9 protein-coding genes are annotated in these 21,890 nt (G+C 42.7%); 5 read left to right on the forward strand and 4 right to left on the reverse strand.

Features of this window, described 5'->3' with window-relative positions; translation table 11 throughout:
- Positions 1-99 precede the first annotated feature (99 nt).
- Positions 100-1,503 (reverse strand): PLP-dependent aminotransferase family protein, encoded by a 1,404-nt coding sequence (locus tag L3V32_RS19160; protein WP_237284930.1) that lies wholly within the window; start codon positions 1,501-1,503, stop codon positions 100-102.
- A 359-nt stretch (positions 1,504-1,862) separates the two neighbouring features.
- On the opposite strand from L3V32_RS19160, the gene ampC reads away from it, so the two are divergent.
- Both ampC and L3V32_RS19170 read left to right on the forward strand, forming a co-directional pair.
- Entirely contained in the window at positions 1,863-3,014 is a 1,152-nt protein-coding gene (ampC, locus tag L3V32_RS19165; RefSeq protein WP_237284931.1) for a class C beta-lactamase, read from the forward strand.
- Positions 3,015-3,108: 94 nt separating this feature from the next.
- Positions 3,109-3,753, forward strand: a complete 645-nt coding sequence (locus tag L3V32_RS19170; RefSeq protein ID WP_150916899.1) for a CatB-related O-acetyltransferase — start codon at positions 3,109-3,111, stop codon at positions 3,751-3,753.
- A gap of 183 nt (positions 3,754-3,936) precedes the next feature.
- Here L3V32_RS19170 and L3V32_RS19175 read toward each other — a convergent pair whose 3' ends face one another.
- Positions 3,937-4,935, reverse strand: a complete 999-nt coding sequence (locus L3V32_RS19175) for a 2-oxoacid:ferredoxin oxidoreductase subunit beta (RefSeq protein ID WP_237284932.1) — start codon at positions 4,933-4,935, stop codon at positions 3,937-3,939.
- Positions 4,925-6,766 carry a 2-oxoacid:acceptor oxidoreductase subunit alpha gene (locus L3V32_RS19180; RefSeq protein WP_237284933.1) on the reverse strand — a complete coding sequence of 614 codons (1,842 nt, stop codon included), beginning with the start codon at positions 6,764-6,766 and terminating at the stop codon, positions 4,925-4,927. Before L3V32_RS19180 ends, L3V32_RS19175 begins: the two co-directional genes overlap by 11 nt.
- A gap of 266 nt (positions 6,767-7,032) precedes the next feature.
- Here L3V32_RS19180 and L3V32_RS19185 point away from each other — a divergent pair, with 266 nt between their 5' ends.
- Complete coding sequence (locus L3V32_RS19185; protein WP_006741107.1) at positions 7,033-7,962, forward strand: LysR family transcriptional regulator; 930 nt, start codon at positions 7,033-7,035, stop codon at positions 7,960-7,962.
- Between the two features lie 248 nt (positions 7,963-8,210).
- Here the strand turns inward: L3V32_RS19185 and L3V32_RS19190 are convergent, their stop codons facing one another.
- Positions 8,211-9,188: a peptidoglycan DD-metalloendopeptidase family protein gene (locus L3V32_RS19190; RefSeq protein ID WP_006741106.1), complete on the reverse strand. Its 978-nt coding sequence runs from the start codon at positions 9,186-9,188 to the stop codon at positions 8,211-8,213.
- 381 nt (positions 9,189-9,569) lie between these two features.
- On the opposite strand from L3V32_RS19190, the gene L3V32_RS19195 reads away from it, so the two are divergent.
- Positions 9,570-19,403, forward strand: a complete 9,834-nt coding sequence (locus L3V32_RS19195; RefSeq protein ID WP_237284934.1) for a tandem large repeat — start codon at positions 9,570-9,572, stop codon at positions 19,401-19,403.
- Between the two features lie 767 nt (positions 19,404-20,170).
- Positions 20,171-21,889 carry a hypothetical protein gene (locus L3V32_RS19200; RefSeq protein WP_237284935.1) on the forward strand — a complete coding sequence of 573 codons (1,719 nt, stop codon included), beginning with the start codon at positions 20,171-20,173 and terminating at the stop codon, positions 21,887-21,889.
- Position 21,890: the final 1 nt, after the last annotated feature.

Consider the following 21,890-nt stretch of genomic DNA (forward strand, 5'->3'; position numbering starts at 1 on the left):
ATTGATACCTATCAAAACGATAATTTGATATTGCCTCTTCATAAGTCTATGGTTTTTTTAAGTTTATGACATTTTTGAACGGGTAATTTTATATCTGCTTTAATCCAATACTGATTGAATAATATCAAATGCTTCTTCTATTTTTGGGGTAGGGATAATGCCAAACCCAAATAAGAGGGCATTAGAATGATTGTTGATAGAAAAATGCGATGATGGATAAACCGCTACATTGGATGAAGCAAACTTATTCGCCATTTTTGTCGCGCACCCCGATACTTCAGCTGCTATATGTAACCCACCTTGGCTTGGAATACGTTGTAAGCAATCTACGTTGTCAATTAATTGAGTGAGTTTATGGTACCTTTCGCTATAGATTTTATTCATATTGAGTAAATGGTGAGAGAAATGACCGTCACGCATGAATTCGTCAAGTAGGATTTGAGACACTACAGATGTACTTCTTCCCAAGTGCCATAACATATTTGAAATTGGCTCTATTACAGACTTTGGTGGAATCATATATCCAATGCGTATGCCGGGAAATAGTATTTTAGAGAAACTGCCTATCATTATGACGCAGTCATCTTTGTCTTGTGACTTGAGAGCTTGCTTACTGGTATTGAGATAGTGATATTCCGCATCATAATCATCTTCGATAATGATTGCGTTATTAACTTCTGCCCACCTCAACAGTTCTAACTTTCTTTCGACGGAGTAGCTAAAGCCTAAAGGGAACTGATGACTAGGCGTTGTATAAATAATTTTGGTATTAGAAGGGATTGATTCAACGACAACGCCTTGGTCGTCCATCGGCACGGTGCCTATTTGCGCGCCAAGCAATCGAGCTTGATTTCGAAAAACAGGATATCCTGGATCTTCCGTCGACACGAGATCCCCCGGAGAGAGTAATGTAAGGAGAGCCGTCATTATTGCCTGCTGGCACCCTTGCGTAATGATGATGTCTTCAGGATCACAGATTACGCCTCTCGAATGTCTTACATACTCGCAGATAGACTCTCGTAAACAAGCTAGTCCTTGCAAATCACCACCATGTGCAAACTCTGGAGTTAATGCATTGAGCCTACTCAGTCTTGAGTGTCGCCAAATATGCTTTGCTATTCTCTGATGATCAGGAACGCCTAAAGTGAAGTCATAGTCTAGATTCTTTGGTGTGATGATCTCAGGCTTTTTCGCTGCGTTAGTGCCAAACACCCCTAGTTGGTAGTGTTTTATTGGTCTCTTATCTTGATTCACCGTTTGTTCTAGAGCATTACTTACGTACGTGCCAGACCCTGCCTTTTTTACTATCCACCCCTCGAACTGAAGTCGCTCATACACCGAAATGACAGTGTTTCTTGCTATGCCTAACTTTTTTGACAACATGCGAGTCGACGGTAATCTCTCATTTGATCGTAATCTGCCTTCTAATATCCCTTGGTATATCTCGGAATAAAGCTGTTGGCTGGTGACTTTTCCAGTTTCGAAGTGTAGTGAAAATGGCATCGTTTTCTCTGTAGACGTTGAAAAGTGGTTCTAAAGCGTTGTGAGGATGTGGATCTGTATACATTAGGTATATCTACCTAGTATACCGTTATCGTGATATGGAGAAAGCGTAATTGAGTACATTATTTCCACATTTTGCAAACGGATGTTACTTACATTCGTATCTAATCGGCCTACCTATCAACGGTGATAAGGTTTAAACCTGTTTATATCGCACTAAAAATTTGAAGACACAGTGTTATTCATCGGGGGTTAACGATTGGAGTTCTTCAAGTCAGGATTACTTTTATATAAAAAGCTAAAAGCCTTGGAATAAACTAGAAATTAATTATAAGTGAAAATTAAAAATTGAGGGTTCAATGAAATTAAACAATGCTTTGGTGGCTATTTTATCGCTCACTTCTTTCGTCACGTTTGCGAAAACGGAGTCAACGGTTAGCAGTCAATTAAAGAGCGTAGTTGATGAATGTGCTAAAGGATTAATGAACGAATACGACATTCCGGGGTTGGCTGTTGCAGTAACGATTGATGGTATGCGTTATTTTTACAATTACGGTTTCGCTGACGAAAGTAAGGGGAGTTTAGTCACTAACGACACTATTTTTGAACTCGGCTCTATCAGTAAAACTTTTGCCGCTACTTTGACTGGGTACGCCCAAGAAAAAGGTAAGTTGAATATGGATGACAAGGTCAAAGATTATATTCCAGAATTAGAAAATAGTGTTCTGGGTAATACCAAGCTAGTTCATGTCGCAACCTACACTGCAGGTGGTCTACCATTACAATTCCCTAGCGAAGTAACGAACGACGCTGAAATGATGCAGTACTACAAAACGTGGAAGCCGGAGTACGAAGCCGGTACTAAGAGGAAGTACTCAAACCCTAGTATTGGTCTATTTGGCTACATCGGTGCTTTGAGTATGAAGTCAGACTATACGGAAATGATGGAAACCGTCATCCTACCTGAGCTCGGTATGACCAATACGTTTGTCGATGTACCAAAGGATCAGCTTAACAACTATGCTTTTGGTTATAGTTCTGAGGGAAAACCCGTTAGAGTTAATCCAGGTATTCTTGATGCACAAGCCTATGGTATTAAATCAACAAGCTTAGATATGCTTCAATATATCGAAGCAAATATGGGTCAAGCGCAACTTAATTCTGATATAGAAAATGCGCTAGAGCGAACTCATACTAAGTATTTTGATACCGACACGTTTACACAAGCCGTAGGATGGGAAGGTTATGATTACCCCGTTTCACTTTCGCAATTATTGAAGGGTAACTCCAGCGATGTAATTCTCAACGCTAAACCGGTTCAAGCAAGTGAATCCAGTACTCTCGGTCGTGACGTTTGGTATAACAAAACGGGCTCAACAGGTGGCTTTGGGGCATATATCGCATATGTACCCTCTGAAAAAATAGGCATAGTGATTCTAGCGAATAAAAACTACCCCAATGCAGAAAGAGTAGAGGCTGCTTACAATATTATTAGCTCGGTGGTGAAGTAAATTTTATTGGTAATAGGAACTACGTAATTATTAGAGCTTATTTAGATACATACTATCTGCATTGTTTTATTCGATAGTATTTATAGGAGTATTCATGAAAACTAAGCATTGGTCTAAGGTGACTTTGCTACATGAAGTTGTTACGAATCCCAATATAACGATTAAAGGTAAACATAGTTATTACAGTGATTGTTGGGACGCCGGTTTTGAGGAGTCCGTTGTAAGATATCTACAAGGCGATGAGTTCAGCCGAGATTGGGAACCAAAATGGAAGATTGATAAGTTACATATAGGTGACTTTGTCTGTATTGCAGCGGAAGTTGTGATTGTTATGGGGGGAAATAGTACACATAGAGCTGATTGGTTCTCCTTGTACCCATTTATGGACTTTATTGAAGAAGCGTACGTCGGGAAAGGAGATACTCACATTGGCGATGGCGCCTGGCTCGGTATGCGATCCATGATAATGCCGGGTGTGACTATCGGAGAAGGAGCAATCATTGCGGCAAACAGCGTGGTGACGAAAGATGTTGAGCCTTACAGCATGGTTGCAGGCTCACCAGCTAAGCATGTCAAATATCGCTTTTCTCTAGAGACGATAGACGAACTGCTCGCCCTTAGGATATATGATTGGCCTGATAAGAAAATCGACAGCCTGAAGAGGCTGTTATGTTCAGACGATTTAGAAGGGCTGAAAAAGGCAAGCGCTGAATACGATAGAAACCATTCAGTAGAGTGACGATGTCACTATTTTAAAAAACAGAAGAGGCTCATTATAGAGCCTCTTTTTAGTGTGATGGATATCTGCAACCATCACACTTCCTTATCAACTCATCATTCAGCAAGTCGCCAACTAGAATCGGAAACTTTTTAGTTTCATCTTTGCAGGAAAGGTTACCTCAATAGTTGGCTCTTTCAATTGTTAGCAGAGACGCTCATAACTGTTTTGTTTGAGTAATTCGGTTAAGTCGCCTTGACCATATTTTAGAGTTGCTTGGTGTTTTTGATGTCGAATGACCTGATCAAAAGTAGGTCGAGTCACTGAACGAAAAACGCCCACGGGTACGGGAAAGTCTGGATAGCTCAAGTTAGCAAGCGCATAAGCATAGTATGACTCCTCGCATTGACTGGAGTGGAGCAAAAGGTTCGGGGTCTCTGATTCGACAATCTGGAAGCCAAACCCTTTATTGAACAACGCTTTTGAGTGTGTTTTACCAAACAATAACGGTTCATTATCTGAGAGATAAAGTAGATGTTCGCTTCTATTAGCTGGGCCGTTGTAAGGTTCGTGCACTTTATCGTTAAAAATGACGCAGTTTTGTAGGATTTCAACCACTGCAGTGCCCGAATGCGCGGCAGCAGCCTCTAACACCATCGTCATGTGTGTAGGATCATTGTCTGATGTTCGTGCTATGAACGTAGCACCTGCGGAGGCTGCTAATGCCAGAGGTTTAAGCGCTTGATCGGGAGAACCTTCAGGACTCGACTTAGAAATGAAGCCCTGTTCGCTTGTCGGGGAAAATTGGCCTTTGGTCAGTCCATAGACAGCATTATTAAAAAGCAAAATTTTAATGTCTTGGTTGCGTCGAATCGCGTGAATAAAGTGATTACCGCCAATACTCAGTGCGTCACCATCGCCAGTTACAACCCAAACATCTAACTCTGGATTGCTAGCTTTTACACCAGTAGCGATGGCAGGGGCACGGCCGTGAATCGTATGAAATCCATAAGTATCGAGATAATAAGGAAAACGAGATGAGCAGCCGATCCCTGAGATGAATACGGTGTTCTCTTTAGTTCGAACTAATCGTGCTAGAACGGATTGCATCGTTTTTAATACGTTAAAATCACCACAGCCTCGACACCATTTGACTTCAACATCAGATGCGAAATCTTTGCGGTTGAGTACCTTAGTCGTCATTTTTAATATCCTTCAGGTGGTGGTTAATAGACTCAATGACCTCGTGAACTTTGAATGGTAACCCCTTAACTTGGGTTACGGAGCGGGCAGAAATGGCATATTGTGAGCGAATCACTTTAACGAGTTGCTGGTTATTCAACTCAAAAACAAGCACATGTTTGAATTGGCTAATGATCTCTTCCAAATTGATTGGAAACGGGTTTAGATACTTAATATGGGCGTGGGCAACCGATGCGCCTTGCTTTCTCAGATGCTCAATTGCGGTCGACACAGAACCTTGCGTGCCTCCCCAACTTAGTACTAGCAGTGAGTCTTGAGTACTGCCTGTTAGCGTTTGTTTAGGGATGAAATGGCAGATGTTATTTACTTTTTTTGCTCTTTCATCAGTCATGCACTGGTGGTTTTCAGGATCATGAGAAGGGTTGCCAGTAATCGCTTGCTTTTCCAATCCTCCAATGCGGTGCATTTTCTCTTTTGTACCAGGCGTGACCCACTCTCTGCTGTAATACACGTCATCACGGGCATAGGGATAAAACGGGCTTATTTTTGCTTTTGTTGCCTCGGCAGTGAGCTTAATCTCATCAGGGTTGGGCACGAGCCAAGATTCGGAGCCGTTTGCTAAGTAGCCGTCACTCAATAAGATCACTGGCGTCATAAATGTAGTGGCAATTCGACAGGCCTCGATTGCCATATCAAAGCAGTCTGCAGGAGAGGCAGGAGCCAACACTGGGAGTGGTGAATCCCCATTTCTACCATACAAAGACAAAAGCAAGTCTGATTGCTCTGTTTTAGTCGGTAGGCCAGTTGAGGGGCCTCCACGTTGTACGTTGATAACAACCATTGGCAACTCCGCCATCACGGCAAGGTTAATGGTCTCTGCTTTCAAACATAATCCAGGGCCAGACGTTGATGTGACTCCTAAATCGCCAGCATAAGATGCACCTAAAGCTGAACAAGCAGCTGCAATCTCATCTTCTGCTTGGAATGTCGTGACCCCAAAGTGTTGATAGGTTGATAGTGTGTGTAGAATATCTGAGGCGGGTGTTATGGGGTAAGAGCCCAAAAATAGCTGGCGTTGGAGTTTTTCTGCTGCGCATATTAACCCAAGCGATAATGCTTCGTTCCCTGAAACAGTACGATACAAGCCAGCTTTATCTGCTACGGGAGCAACCTGAAAACAGTCGCTGAATATTTCGGTTGTTTCAGCATAATTGAATCCCGACTTTATGGCTAAAGTATTTGCCTCTCTCGCTTGCGGATTGTCAGCGAATTTATTATTTAGCCATTCAATGGTCGGTTCTAGCGGACGGCTGTAAATCCATAAAACAATACCAAGCATAAAAAAGTTTTTGCTTCGCTTCACTACTTTAGGCGCAATGTTTAACTCAGAAAGAGATTGAACGGTTAAACGCGTAAAACTGTCACTAATCACTCGATAATCTGCGAGGCTACCATCGCTCAATGGGTTAGATTCATAGCCAGCAAGCTCTAGGTTTTTTTTATTAAAACCATCGAGATCAATAAGCACCAAACCGCCTTCAACGAGTTGTGAGATTTTGGTTTTTAATGCAGCGGCATTCAGAGCGATTAAGACTGAAAAATCGTCGCCAGGAGTATAAATCTCTGTTGAGGCAAATTGCATCTGAAAAGCCGATACTCCAGATGTGGTTCCTGCCGGAGCCCGTATCTCAGCTGGATAATCAGGTAACGTCATGACATCGTTTCCTTGTTTCGACGAGTTGTCTGAAAAGCGTTCTCCAAGTAATTGGATACCATCTCCAGAATCGCCAGCAAAACAGATCACTTCGCGTTTAAGTTGAATTCTTGTCATTAAAACCTCTTACCGTGTTAGAGCAGGTTCAGTATGTTTCATTGCATTTAATGAGATGCAATGGAATTAAAGGTTGGAGAAAATGCCGTAAGCCCGAGCATTCTTAGTGTAGAGTTAATGGTGTTGGCTTTATTTGTCGTCTCTGAGGTCAGTAGAAATATCCATAGCTAGGTATGCTTTTCCGAAATACTAGAAAAGTTTGCATGACACAAAAATACTTTTTCTGTCATATTAGATGTGATTATTTTTCATTAATTGTGAGCGTTATGGATAAGCTGTCATTAATAAAGTTGTTTGTATCTGTTGTGGACTTAGGGAACTTTACAGCAGTCGCGAATCAATTAGGGCAGTCGCCTTCTACTGTTAGTAAAGCGATTGCTCGCCTAGAACAGGATTTGGGTGTTCGTTTAGTTCACCGTACAACACGTCAACTCCAGCTCACTGAAGCGGGGTTTAACTACCTTGAGACGGCAAGAGAAGTGATCAACTTGCTCAAAAGTAGTGAAGAGCAGCTTCATCAAAGTATTGCATCTCCGTTTGGTACACTTCGTGTCAGCCTTCCTTTATCGTTCGGGCAAAACTATATAACTCCGCTGATTCCAGAGTTTTGCGAACGTTACCCTGAAGTGAAGTTGGATCTTAGCTTTTCTGATGAATACACCAGTATATTGGAGAGTGGGATGGACGTTGCTATTCGAAGCGGGAGACTAAATGACAGCAACCTGATTGCGAGGCGATTATGTCCTATTGATATGGGTATGTTTGCCAGTCCGGAGTACATAAAGAAGTTTGGTCGGCCTCAGAGTGTTGAAGCGCTTAACCAGCACAAATGGATAATGTACCGCTATAAACAATCGGGGCGCTTACTTACCTTGACGATGCCTTTAGATGGGCAATTAGTAGAATTTAGTCCTACACATCAAGTGACAGTAGACAATGGTTATGCGATGGCCTCTTTAGCGAGTTTAGGAGCAGGGATTGCACTGATGCCCCAATATCTTGCTCGAGACTTAGTACAGCAAGGTAAACTGATGTTGGTTTCTGAACCTCAAAGAACCGATGGTCAAGGTGTCTATATATACTATCCAAGTCGTAAGTTTGTGCCCGCGAAAGTAAAAGTGTTTATCGACTATATTATTCATAAACTTGATGAGCAGGGAGAGGCGATCAACAGCAGTTGGATGCTGAACCATTAAAGCTCTTGCTGGAGGACGATAGCTTTTTCTGAAGTCTAAGCGTGTTACGTGCCAGCAAGTTTGCTGCATTCAGTTGTGCCCACAAAAATATTAACTCATGGGCTGCAAACAAAGATTTGCATCATTAAGAGCCGCATATAGCGGCTCTTTTTTGTCCTGAACTTGGAAAGTGGCGACAGGACTTGAAGCGCTCAGAGGGTTACGAGGACTCGCTTCAGATAAATGAAGAAAGATCGAACCGAAGTATTTTATTGCCGATTTGACTGCCTATACCGTTGCCATTCCGCTGTTAATTCTGCTTTTTCTTTTCTCGCTGCAATCAGCATTTCTATATTAACGTCAGTGTTTGGGTGCTTTTGAATGTATCGCTCGTAATCAACCGGAATACCATTAATGTGCAGTTCAAGGTGTAAATGCGGCCCTGTTGTTCTTCCTGTGTTACCCGTTTTTCCTATCACTTGTCCTCGGCTGATCTTCTCGCCAACGTGGACGTGGCGTTGAGATAAGTGTAGGTAGCGTGATACAGAGCCATTTGTGTGGCGGATATTAATGTAGTTGCCCGCAAAACGGTTGTAACGAGACTTTAAAACGATGCCATCAGCAATACTACGAATCGTTGTGCCTACTGGTGTTGCATAGTCAGTGCCTAAGTGTGGAGTCGTTATATTGGTTACTGGGTGTGTTCGTTTTAAGTCATAGCCAGAGCTTACTCTGTAGCTTTTATCAAAGGGATCTGAAAATCGGAGTTTATTTTTTATTGACACGCCATGCTCATCAAATATGTTGCCTTGCCCATCATTGATAATAAATAAATCGGTTTTACTACCTAAATAGTAAAAAGAACTAATATAGGTTTCATTTCTACTATTTAACTTAGTTCTTAAGATAAAATGGTCATCTCTCTTAACTGAATCAATAATATTAAAGTTACTTTTAATAAGGGCCAATAGCAAATTAATCTCTTTTTGACTTATCCCTGATTTTAACAATGAAGCGACAAACGAGTACTCAACCACACCTATGGTGATTTTTTGTCTAAGAGTCCCCCCCTCAAAAGGTGCTTGAACTCCCTCATTCTTGAACTCCAAAGGCTTAACGGTAGGCAGTCTATCCATGGGAGTGAGGATGTGGTGAGAAAGCGACACGCTAATAAAAATGAGTAAGGCAATGGTGAGAAGGGTTGCGGTAGGAGTTCGCACACTCCTTTTTATTATTAAAATGGTCATTAGTTTTGGTGCTTTATCAAGGCTGACAGTTGTGCGTAGAGTATAATATTTTAAACAAAACCTAGCATTAAAGTCTGGCTAATTCCTCCGTTTTAACTAAGTGAATAATTATAGGTGATGATTTTAATTTAATAATTTAGTAAAAGTGACGGTTGGCCTGGTGTTTTTGGCTTTTTAAATGGTGTTATTGTCACGTTGAGAAAATATTTTACAATAATATAATCTCGGCAAAATATATTTTGCCAAATTACTATGTTCGCTAAAAATACGCTGAAATTAACATTAGGTCTTACGCTTACATCTCTTTTATTGAGTGCATGTGGTGGTGGTGATGGAGGAGACAACACACCTCCAGCTAGAAGCAAAGGAAGCATTTCCGGTATGGTTTTTGACGCCCCTGTAAATGGCGCAAAGATTGAGGTTTTCGAGTTCAAAAATGGAAACTTAGGCCGGAAGTTGGCTAACACGACGTCTGATGCGTTCGGAAACTATCTGCTAGAGTTTGAATCGTCTTCAATGCCTCTTTTTGTTGTTGCAAAAGAGGGGAGTTATACCGACCCGTTTACAAATGAAACGGTATCAGTGAGCAATGCGAAGACACTTAAATTTGAAGGTGTTGTGAACTTTAAAGAGGGGAGTGAGCAAAAGTTAATGCTTACTCCGCTGTCGAACTTGGCAGCAGGCTTGGCAAAGTACAAAATTTCTCAAGGATCCACAGATGAGAGTGCCTTTTCAACCGCTTTGGATAGTATCAATAGCATGTATGGGTTTGACGTAAATGAGACCAAACCTATTGATATAACCAAAGGTGGGCAAAGCAGTTTTGCTAGTGCTGGGCATCAATACGGCGCTTTATTAACTGCATACTCGTCTTACTCTTACGATCTTATAAAAAAATACGGCAACAGCGATAACGTCTACACTTCAATGCATTTCGCTGACATCCAATATCGGGATGTTATTGCAGATGGTGTTCTTGATGGTCTTGAAGTGAGCCAGACTTCAGGAGCAGTGACTCCCCTCAGCTTTGGACAGAAAAAGATAAATAGCGACATTTATACACGTGATTTATCTCAGCATGTTCTGATCGTGGTAAACGATCCAAGTGTCAATATCTCTGGTACTGATGCCGCAGACTATGTCGACTTTAGTAAGAAGCTTAATGACTTAGGTACATATGGCAGTACTGATGGCGTCATTCCGCCGCGAGATGGTACGGATATTGATACAGATGCGCCAATAGTTACTCGTACGGACAGTGATGTGCTCGCTGGCACTGACAAAGTTGATCTAAAGATTGTTGATGCTATCGGTGTAGAAGACGTATCCGCCTTTATTCAGTATCAGATTAATGGCTCTTGGTCTGGTGAATTTCAATGTAACGACATACAAGATTTTGGAAGCACATTCTGTTCGGTTGAATTTGATGATTTTGAAGTTGGCCTTCGAGAAACCAACGTTAAAGTTAACATTAATACCAAAGAGATCGATAGTGTGGATATGAACCCTGCCACAGGGCTCTCAAACGTAACAGCAGCACGATTAGTCTTATATACAGCGGATGTACTGGGTAATGAGTTAATTCCAGGCAGCCATTCGGGTCTTCATATCGATTTTGAGTGGGATAACGATGCGCCTGTTATCGATATTACATCGGCGAGTGCAATTAATAACCAACTTAAAGAGTATGTTCTGAAAGGGGTTGTAAAAGAAAGCTCGCAAGAGATCAGTTCGGTCAGTATTTCATTTAAAGATGGCTTACATGAGGACGTCACATGTTCTCCTGTCACTGTAGAGTCTGGAAATGCTTGTGAGTTTAGTAAGGCTTACCCAACTGATGAATTCCTATCTACGACGGTCTTTGAGGTTCGAGCGAAGGATAGCAAAGGTAACACGGGCACCAGTCAGCATGCAGTAAGTCGTGACGATCAAGCGCCAGCACAAACGATTACTTATCCTGAAGGTGCGTCAATGACGTACGTAAATGTCGGTTTAGATGGTGAACGAACCACTTACGATGGTATCTATTCTCAAGATACGTATACCCCAGACAATGTTCAAGCGAGCCGCGATTTCTTGAAGATTGACTATGCGTACGCAAGTATAGGGATTCAGAATTCATTAAAAGGGGTGGATTTTAGTAACTTCAACGCTAACTTGTTGAAAGAGAATAAAATCCCTTATGTTCGTGTGAAAGTATCGGACGTAAATACCGATACGGTTTTAGGCTCCAACGCCAATAAACTTAAGCTCGTCGTCAAGTATTATGTCAGCCAAAATAACGATAACAACTACTCACTTCAGCAAGTTATTGATACAACCGCATCAGATGACGATTACATCGCAAAAATTCCGCACGAAACGCTGTTAGACAGCAATGGGCGTGTAGAAGATGTCATCTATTACATTCCATTTGTAAGAGATATTTTGGGTGACAGCTTTAAATCGGTATCAGAAAACAGTAGTCAAAAGTTAGTCATTCAAACCGTCGATGAGTCTGATAACGAAAGCACTCCAAGAGAAGTATATTTTAGAAGTAGCTTTGATCTGCCAACTATAAAAGTGGTGACACCATTTATTGGTGCGCGAGCTCAACTTGAAGGGTTGAGTCCAAATGGTGAATTCACTTCACTTGCGAGTTGTACCACTATCCAACAATTGGAAAGTGACCAATCAATGGCTCTTGACGTCGCGAGTTGTGAAACCACAACTGATGTTGTGAATTATGACTTCATGCGTGTTCGTTTAATTGGTATCGAAGGCAGCGAGCCATACTACTATCAATGGAAAAGAGATCCAGGAACCAAAAAAGTAACGGTTGATTTAAACAAGGCCAATATTGGCGTGTACTTTAAGCTCAATGGCTCTCAAACTTACTATATTACTGAACTATCGACATATCAGACTAGCTTGTTTGATTTCCAGTGGGATCAAGTCACTGCCGGAGAGAAAACTTCTGAGCGTGCGATTCAAATTCTTGATGAGGTGCGCTACGCGTTATCAGGTACGAACAACAATTCGTTCTTTGGGTTTGATCCAACGGTTGTGCCTTATGCAACGAACGAAATGCTTGCTACTAAAGCGATTCCAGAAAAGCCATCAAACGATTATCTACACCGATTTCTTGTCGAAGCCATCGATAGTATTGCTCAAGGAATGCCGAGAAATAACTCATTAGATTTTGCCTCCGCTATTTACGATGATTTGAGCTTTGATGGAAAAGCGAATGGTATTGGTGTTGGTGGACGTCAGGTTATGCTCGATTCTTATCAATTCGGTTCCGATACTTATCGAAAGGATTTAGCGCAATCGTATTACGAAATCATGGCGAGCAAATACGGTATTGAGACCAATATCGCGCAGCTCTATGCTGATGATATTTCGATGGCTAATCCTAACTTAAATGGTAAGAACATTTTTGATACAGAGGGTAGCAGTATCGATATCTTGCCTCCACAGCCAAAATTAACGATTGAAAGCGGTCGAGAGACGATGGTTGGCAATAAGCTTTATATTGCTGGTGAAGTTGTTTCTAAAATTGTCCTAGACGATCCTTCTGGTATTGTAGAAACCGACGCTTATGGTCCGAAGTTTAGCACGATGTGGTATCAAGCCAGTGAGCCAAACATTGAAATACCGCTGGACATCAACATTGTAGAGAACCCTGGCAACAGCAATGCTTATCGAAAAGAGTACCTCTTTACCCTTAACTCTCAGTCTAGTGAACTAAAAGATATTGTAGAGTTTGCTGTGGAAACCAGTGCCATGGACCCACATGGCAATGCGTATGGTTACGATGGCAAAGCTCCGTTTATAGAAACGGTATTTATTGATAATGATTTCCCTAAAACGAGTTACCTCCCACCTAATGACGTCGATGGTAAACCTGTAGAAGACGGTATTTATTTAAATGCCAAAAATACCCATGAATTGACCTTCAAGGTTGAAGACGTTGTGGGTGACAAGCTTTCTTCAAGAGGTCTTGTTTTCTACCAGCAAACGGGTGAAAAAGTCACATACACACCAGAGGACTTTTCGAATAACTCGAAAGACGCCTTTAAAGTCAAATTATGTACGGGGGAGCTTTGTTCAAATCAAGGCGCGACGATTTACCCGGGTGATGGTGATTGGTTAGTTGTTGCCGCAGCAGAGGACAACTTAGGTAACTCCGTTTCAGAGTTAACTAGCACCGCTCCGAGATTCAATATTCGTATCGACTCTGAAGCTCCTATTGTAAAAAGCGAGCAGGTTCAAAGCCGTTTAGGTGGTAATAACCAATGGACACCTGTCATTGATTGGGGGACGTTAAGCTCTGGCAATAACGTAAAAATAGATCTGCGCCGCGGATCTGGTCAGGCTCTGACATTAGAAAGCTGTGACCCTCTAACAGAGGCGTGTGACGTACCATACCTAGTTGGTGAACAGCCTGACGTCAAAGTCCAACTGGTTTCAAAAGCATTTGATTACGATGAATGGAATGAATTTTACGTCACTGCGACGGACAACGCTTACCCTGCCAATGTCAGTACAACAGGGAAATTCACTTTCCAAGTCGATAACAAAGGCCCCGAAATCATCCTAAATACGCCTTGGGTTGAAGACACATTGTCTAAAGAGAACTATGTCATAGGGCGTGAGTTCAATGTGCGATTTAAATCCGTAATAGACGATTCAGACCTTGAGCAAGTCTCGCTGTATCAAAGTGGTAAAGATTCGCCAATTAAGACAATTGTGCCAACGGATTCATCTAAAGAGTTTGTCATGTCTCTTATCAAGAGTGACACAGATAAAATAGACATTTCTGAAGATGAAAAAACAACGTCATTGTATGTAAAAGCAACCGATATTTATGGTTTTGAGTCTAGTTCTAACACGCACAAGGTTATTCTTGATCGTGATGGACCAACATTAGGATTAAGTGGTTTCAATGCGAATGACTACTACTTAGGTAACTATGTCTTTGACCTAACGGCTCTAGACCTAAATGCAAACGGTGATGTTTCAATTAATGGTGTCAATCGAGAAAGCCTAGAGTATTGGACGTTTAGCGATCTGGAGCCATTACCTGGCTCTCCCGGTACAAAAATCAATGAGGATCTCAAAGTGAGCCTTGGTGATTTAGGTACGGGTACACACAAGGTTCGTTTAAAAGGGTCTGATGTTCGTGGCAACACAACCTTAACCAGTGATGAGCAAGATTTTACCGTCAAAGTGTACAACTCAATCCCGCAGGTGACGCTGGCGATGAGTTACACGGATGGAACGCCAATTACAAACAACACCATCTATCAAGATGGGAATATCGTACTTACGCTTGATATTGTTGATGATAGTGGCGTTGATCGAATTGACTCAACGTATAGATTCTCTGGAGAGCAAAACGGGACTAACTTTACGTTCTCAGAAACCGCAGATGGCACTTGGACGGCAACGCTGCTTTCTACACAAATTGCCAAAGATGGTAACTATGAACTTGATATAAAGGTTTACAACAAAGTTCGTTACCTTGATGAAAAAGACCGAAAGGTTGGAAAAGTAAACCAAACCTTTAGCGTACAGCGTGAAGGCGTGGTTCTAACAGTTGAAAGCCCGCTGGACTTCCAAAATTACTTATCTGATGGTGTTCTTGATGTCACCTTTACTACATTGAGTGCGGTCAAAGCCAAAACGTTAGAGTGTTGGGTTCGTGAAGAATACAGCTCTCTAGATGCGCCACCAACTAATGAGCAACCAACCTCTGGTGTTATCAACGTATCGCAAGAACCTTACAGTTGTAGTGTCAATGTTGGGCAAAACATGACCAAAGCACCTGTTACTTTGATCACTAAAACCTTGGGTACAAATGGGCGTGAAACGATCAACAAGTTCAATTTTTCGATGGTGGATATTGATGCACCGACAGTCGTAGATGGTAACTCATACAGTTTTAAAGGAAGTGATGTTTGGTTTGATGAAGCTTTGAATAAGAAGATGCTCACATTCGAGCTCTCTTTTAATGATGCTTTGTCAGGCGTGAATACTGAAAGTTCAGATAAATATCCAAAGTTGGTTCGTAATCTTGGCAACAAAGCTTATACACCAACGACCTGTGCCAAAGGTGTTGGAAATATCAAGTGTACGTATTCTGAATCCTACGCCGATATTATTGATGGCCTGAGTACAACTCAAGAATACAAAATCAAGAACGTATCTGATTTAGCAGGAAACTTGACGCCAGAGCATGATCTGCTGCTTGAATTACCTAAAGGTTCGGTAGTCGTTGAAATTACTGATCCGGTTGGAAACACAACCATTAATGGTCAGCAGCTTGTCGCTAAATTCAGAATTAAGTTGTATGAAAACTCTAGGCTAGACAATGTGATGGCCAGATTTGGAACGGAATCCTACAACTATAAAGATAATCCGGAGAAGTTTGCGCAATTGGAAGTGTGTGCAGATGACCCAACCTACAAGTGTTCAACATTTACGAGTGAACTTCCTAGCGATGCTGATGGAAAAACGATCAGGACAATTATTACCGCAACGGATGTGTGGTCGAGAGTCGGTGAAGCGACCGTTGATATTAAAGTTGACAACACACCTCCAAGTGTTGGCGATGAGATTATCGTAACCGAATCGCCAACAAATCCTGATAATGTTCGTTTTCGTTTTGATATAACGGACACTGGTAGCAGCCTCGCAAAAGTAAACTACTCGGTTTTAAACCCGAGTTATCAAGAAGAAAGAGTAGAGGATGGGAATGGTTCATCTACGTACTTTGAACTACCGAAATCTCAGTTAGAGGGGCGTGGTTCAATCACAGTAGACATCAAAGCGACAGATAGCGTCGGACTGTATTCTGATATCAGAAAAGTCATTGATATTAGTGTTCCTAAAGTCACAGTTGATTTCGATGGAATTACGAGTTTGCAGGGTGGGAAACTGTTTTTAACCAAGGCGAGCCAGCCGTTTACGGTATCTACGGTGGAAGGAGAAAGAGTGAAAGCTTCACAATATTCTATGGAGCTTATTCCAAGCCTCGGTGATTCCTTGCGTTACTCAGGTGATGTTATCTCATCTAGTGGTAATGGAATGATGAACTTTGCCGTCGATAACCAAGGGGTATATACCCTTAAGGTGACGGTGACGGACTCAGTTGGAAGAGAGAATACAAGCTTTGAATTACTAGGCAAAAGTTATGATGGACAAGTTATCGAGTCTATTGTTGATTATGACGTTCCAAGTATTTCTGGCTTAAGTGCTAATCAAATCTCTAAGATACCGACAAACGATAAGTATCAGCTAGAAATTAGTGCATACATTACAGATAAAAATTTAAATCTCGTCACGTCAAAAGCGGTGAGTGGTGGCAGCACTGTGGCTCCTCAAGCGATTACTGAGCCGACAACCGAAGCGGGGCCTTATGTCATAAGCTATTTGTTACCTAAAGGCGATCATACGATCACGGTGGCAGCAACAGACAAGGTGGATAACAAGAGTGAAAGTTCTATTGACGCGCATGTGGAAGCGGCAACCGTTCCCGGGCTAAGTATCTCTACCGCCTCAAGCGCCCCTCTTTTTGGAGGCGAAGAGATTACGCTCGCGTTTAACTTTACAGAAGAAGTTACGAACTTTGATATCTCAGATGTCCATCTCGTCGCTAGTGATAGCGGTGCAACAGGAACGTTAAAACAAGATACTTGGTCGACTTCAGACAATGTTACGTGGACGGTTAATTACATCAGTCCAGAAAAGCAAGATAAAGACATAACAATACAGGTAGAGGATGATAGCTACCAAAGTACCAACACCATTCCAGGAAAGGGAAGCAGTTTAAGTATCGCGGTTGAAGGAACTTTACCAAAACTGACTAATGTGACATTTAACCCCAAGCATCAGAGTGTGGGGCAAAGCGTGAGTGTCTCGCTTGAGTTTGATAAAGAGCTCCAAGAGGCGACCGCCAAGCTTGGCGGCAATCGCATCAGTTCTCTGTCCGCAACGGCAGATAAAAAGGTCTGGGTTGGTGATGTACAAGTTCCGAGCACCGCGCTGTTAAGTGTCGACTTGGTTGTTAGTCAGTTTAAAGATTTGACTGGTAACATAGGGGAGGATAACACCGCTCACGAATTACCTATCACGCCGACCTTAGCCATCACTCCAGTGGGCAGTGTGAATGAAATGCAAGCCGCCACGTTACAATTCGATGGCACGTCAACACGTTTTGACGGACAGTCCCTGCGTCTTGAAGTGAAAGCCCAAGGCAGCGCTGCCGTATTGAAAAGCAGCAGTGCAACGGTACAAGCTGGTGGCACTTGGACCAGTGACGCAATGGATATGAGTCATCAAACCAATGGCACTTATACCGTGATTGTGACAGGGACGAACTCAGCGGGTATTGAAGTGAGTGAAAGCCAGAGCTTTACACTCGCGCAATCTCTGCCAACGCTGACTAACGTGATGTTTACTCCTGAGCATCAAGCCATCGGCCAAAGCGTGACGGTGACGCTGGAATTTGATAAAGCATTGCAAGCAGCCACTGCGGAGTTAGGTGGTACAACGATCACTTCATTAGTGGCAACCGCTGACCCAAGCGTTTGGACTGGTGATGTGGTGGTACCAAGCACGTCAGAGCTCAATGTGGCGTTGCTGGTTCGTGACTACCAAGACTTATCAGGGAATACAGGTAGCCAGAATACGGCTTACTCCATGCCGATCACACCGACCTTAGCTATTACGCCAGTCGGCAATGTGGATGAAACGCATGCCGCCACGCTACAATTTGAAGGCACGTCGACACGTTTTGATGGACAGTCCCTGCATCTTGAAGTGAAAGCCCAAGGCAGCGCGACGGTATTGAAAAGCAGCAGTGCGACGGTACAAGCCGGTGGCACTTGGACCAGTGACGTAATTGATATGAGTCACCAAACCAATGGCACTTATACCGTGATTGTGACGGGGACGAACTCTGCGGGTATTGAAGTGAGTGAAAGCCAGAGCTTTACTCTCGCGCAATCCTTGCCAACACTGACTAACGTGACGTTTACGCCTGAGCATCAAGCCATCGGCCAAAGCGTGACGGTAACGCTGGAATTCGATAAAGATCTGCAATCCGCAGCGGCGGAGTTAGGCGGTACGACGATCACCTCATTAGTGGCAACATCGGATCCGAGCGTTTGGACCGGTGATGTGGTAGTACCAGGCTCGTCAGAACTCAATGTGGCGTTACTGGTTCGTGACTACCAAGACTTGTCAGGGAATACAGGTAGCCAGAACACGGCTTACTCCATGCCGATCACGCCGACCTTAGCCATCACTCCAGTTGGCAGTGTAGATGAAACGCAAGCCGCCACGCTACAATTCGAAGGCACGTCGACACGTTTTGACGGTCAGTCCCTGCGTCTTGAAGTAAAAGCCCAAGGCAGCGCGACAGTATTGAAAAGCAGCAGTGCGACGGTACAAGCCGGTGGCACTTGGACCAGTGACGCAATGGATATGAGTCACCAAACCAATGGCACTTATACCGTGATTGTGACGGGGACGAACTCAGTGGGTATTGAAGTGAGTGAAAGCCAGAGCTTTACTCTCGCGCAATCCTTGCCAACACTGACTAACGTGACGTTTACTCCTGAGCACCAAGCCATCGGCCAAAGCGTGACGGTAACGCTGGAATTCGATAAAGATCTGCAATCCGCAGCGGCGGAGTTAGGCGGTACGACGATCACCTCATTAGTGGCAACCGCGGACCCAAGCGTTTGGACTGGTGATGTGGTGGTACCAAGCACGTCAGAGCTCAATGTGGCGTTGCTTGTTCGTGACTTCCAAGACTTGTCAGGGAATACAGGTAGCCAGAACACGGCTTACTCCATGCCAATTACACCAACAATACATCTAGATGCTATCAACGATGTTGCTGGAGTGGAAAGCGTGACAGTAAGTGGTAGCAGTGAACGGTTTGAAGATGGTGAGTATATAGATATCAAAGCAGTCGACGCTGATGGTACAGAAGCCACAGGCATGGCTACCGTGTTTTCAGACTCATGGACAACTGATTTAGATCTTTCAGGACTGAAGGACGGAGCCGTAACGATTTATGTGAATGGTACCAACAAGCTGTCTGCCTCTGCCGAAGAGGTCCAAGCAACATTGAACTATGATCGTTTCGCAAGTACAGCCTCCTTAGGTGCTGTCTACAACCGATATTTTAGTGAGAACAAAACTTTAAAAAATGCGGCATAAATAAAGCGAGCGTTTAGCTCGCTTTATTTATTTGGGACTTTTTGTGATATTTATCAAAATAATTGCCTTTATTGATAAGTTACTCGAATTAATGAATCGTCTTAATACAAGGCTGAATAACTATAATAACTAGGCCAATGTTGCTTTTAGGTGTGTATGACGTGATTGTGATGGGCGCTCGGTAGGTGCTGTGGTGAATGTGTCGCGTTGAAAATCTTTTTAAATATTATATATTTACGCTCGTTTCTATACTCTGAGTATAGTGTTCTGCATGAGGTCGATGGGTAATACCTCGCCTCTTTAACTCGCGATGAAGCAAATTTAATCCTAGCAAGCTTCAGAGCAGTTACTTTTGTGAGTGCGTAATGCGCTCACCTTTTTATTTAAACTTCCTCAGTAACAGTCAATTTGTTGTTTGTTGCTGAGGAGGGCACCTCATAAACTTCTGAATTTCCTCGTGCTTACCTGAAGCGCACGTTACTACGATTTTTGTTAACTTCAGTCCATAAATTAAATTTTTTTAGATAGTAAGATTTTACCATTTTGACAGAGTGGGTGATGTTACTGGCTTTTATTGTGGTTAAATCGCATGTTTTGATAGTAAAAATTACCATTTTTTTGGTGTTTTTGATTTCGGGCGATTTTTCTATCTCGTTGAAAATAAATGGCTAAGTAAGTAGGATACGCAGACCAAATCGTACTTGTAAGCCTTATCAGCTTAATTGTCACCGCAGCCATATTTACGATGTTGGTTGTGGAGAATTCAAATGCATTTAGTTTGCAAATTTATACCTAGCTCGAAGCTATCCTCCAACGAGCTATCTTATGTTCTTACACCGGACGAGTGTATAGGACAGCTTTCGCGTTTGCGAAATTCAGATGACATCCTTAGAAACCTCCCTAAAGAATTGGCACAAAAGATTTCCATCTCTGCCAAAAAAACGACCAGCGCATTGCTAGCTGCTATAAGAATCGAATTGGGAAAAGGCAATTGGGTGTCATTATCTACCGTTGCTCGTCGGTCGCCATTGACGGACTCTCAGCTGCAAAGCTTCCCTAGACTTAAAACACTCGTTGACTCTGTATCTGCTTCGAATGAAAGCAAAGCTTTTAAAGCAGGATACAAGCAGGTTACCGAAGATGTTGCTTTAGTTCGTAGTTACATGCATGTCCCCTCTGAGCCAAGTCCAGATCAAAAAATCGTTGTCGAGTTTGCAGGGCAGTGGTCTAGCAACGCGGCATGTTTGATGTTGGGAAAAACCGAAGCTCAAAAAGAAAAAGTCACAGTAGGCAAGGCTGATACAGAAAACAAACACCGCAGCCTCGCGACATTTAAAGATCTCGAAGCTGAGGGCAAAACGCTTTACATCAAAATCCCTTGCACTGACCAGCCTCAGCCAATTTTGCTTAAACTCGCCGAAGACCTGCAACCCGTTGATAAAGAAACTCAAATGGATGAGTGGGATAACGTGTTAGTGCCTGTGGTTCCAGTTCATAAGAGTGATTCAGGGTATGTATCTATCGATCGCGGTTATATTTATGTCGTTTGGCAATCAGAAGTTTGGCGAGAAATCCAAGTTCAAAACGACGGACGCTTTTCGGATGTCGATCTATCACTCTACCAAAGCACTAAGTCCTCGCCTCAAAGATCGGTCGATATTAGCTTATATGATGAAGACTCCGAAGCATTTCTGTCAGGGGAAGCGTTTCAGTTGTACCAAGACGGTAAAAAAGTCTATGAGGGTGTGTTGGACGAATACGCTTGCGCCCGTGTTTTTGGTCTTACTGCAGAAGAAGTCGAGGTAGTTGTCGCTGGTTGGCCTAACGAAGGCGAAACATACACAGAATTACTTCAAACCGAATTGAGTCCATTTAAGGCTGGAAGTAAAACAAAGAGAGAGCCACTTGGTGTTCCTTTGCCTCATATTTGGCTTCCATACAAAATAAACGGTAGCGTACAAAGTGATGTTGCTCTCTATTATTCTCGGACTCAACTCAATACTCAGCAACTCAATGAATTAAAGAGCGGGAATAATGAAAAAGCGGTTGAAGTAGACCTCTGTGATTATTCTTCTGCTCACAACTTTGATGCGAGATCCGAACCTGTGATTTCGCTGCCGAATCTAGATACTCAAGCGCCAAGCAAATCAGATTACAATATTGTCAGTCAAAAAGAACAGGGTGTTGCTGCCGTTGTTGTTAACTCCCCAAGTGAAGGCATTGTAATCACGTATAAAAGTAACCCTCAGTGCGATCAACCAGATGATTATTTCCAACTGACGTGTGTTGATGAAACATGGAGCCAAAAGATTTTTTTGCGCGAGGCTGAGTTTGTGGATCAGTATTGCAAAGAAGTCGTGTTTAGTGGTTGGTTACCAGAAGTTAAAAGGGTCAATCTAACCCGTCATTGCCGATCTCATAACTCAGATAAAACGGTCTTAATGTCAGTAATTTATCAAGACATTGAACTCACGGAACTATTATAAA

Source organism: Vibrio sp. J2-4 (genome assembly GCF_021728155.1).
GTDB classification, from domain to species: domain Bacteria; phylum Pseudomonadota; class Gammaproteobacteria; order Enterobacterales; family Vibrionaceae; genus Vibrio; species Vibrio diabolicus.